The organism is Oleiphilus sp. HI0043, assembly GCF_001634935.1.
The window spans coordinates 1-1149 of record NZ_LWEY01001268.1; the positions used below are offsets into that span (position 1 = coordinate 1).

General features: G+C 48.7%; 1 protein-coding gene. It reads left to right on the forward strand.

What is annotated here, in order from left to right:
- Positions 1-9: 9 nt before the first annotated feature.
- The coding region (locus A3729_RS16555) for a chemotaxis protein CheA (protein WP_231877450.1) at positions 10-1149 on the forward strand (1140 nt) is incomplete at its 3' end.

A 1149-nucleotide genomic window follows, 5' to 3' on the forward strand; every position in this document is an offset into this window, starting at 1 on the left:
TCGGCGGATTTGTTTTTTGAAGAACCGGCTGCGGGTGGCGACACGAACAGCTCGCCAGAGTCGGGTGATATAAGCGAAGAAGAATTTGAAAAACTATTGGATGACTTGCATGGTGAAGGTCAGTTCAATAGCGAAGGTATTGCTGCAGGTGATGCCACGTCTGAAGCGTCAGCTACTCCTGCTGGCGGTGATGGAGAGTTGATTACCGATAATGAGTTCGAAAAGCTACTGGATGAACTTCATGGAGCAGGCGGGTCGCCAACGACCAAGGCTGCTGCCAGTTCTGCGCCGGCTCCAGAGCCCACACCAAAGCCAGCGCCTGCACCGGCCCCAGCCTCAGCAGCTGCAGCTAAGCCAAAGCCGGCTGCAAAACCAGCTGCTAAAGCGGCATCGAAGAAGAATGAAACCATAGCGACAGAAACAACAGTTCGTGTTGATACAAAGCGCCTAGACGATATCATGAATATGGTGGGTGAATTGGTGCTTGTGCGTAACCGACTAAAACGTCTTGGCGATGCAAGCAGTGACGAGTCCATGCAGAAGGCTGTGTCCAACTTAGATGTCGTGACAGGTGATCTTCAGTCAGCGGTTATGCAAACTCGAATGCAGCCGATTAAGAAGGTCTTTGGACGTTTTCCCAGGGTTGTGCGAGATTTGGCTCGGAACCTTAAGAAAGAGGTTAACCTGGTTCTGGTTGGTGAAGATACTGACCTTGATAAGAACCTTGTTGAAGCGCTATCTGACCCCTTGGTTCACCTTGTACGAAACGCTGTAGACCACGGCATTGAAATGCCTGATGACCGTGTGACGAAAGGTAAGGAACGTATAGGGCAGGTGGTTCTGTCAGCACAGCAGGAAGGTGATCATATCATGCTAGCCATTGAAGATGATGGCGCAGGTATGGATGCTGAGGTTCTACGTCAAAAAGCTGTTGAAAAAGGCATTTACGACCAAGACGCTGCTGATCGCTTAAGCGATAGCGAATGTTATAACCTTATTTTTGCACCTGGCTTTTCGACTAAGCAGGAAATATCCGATATTTCCGGCCGTGGTGTGGGAATGGATGTTGTTAAGACAAAAATTACCCAGTTAAACGGTACGGTAAATATTGATTCTGAGTTAGGTAAAGGCTCGCGACTTTCAATTAAA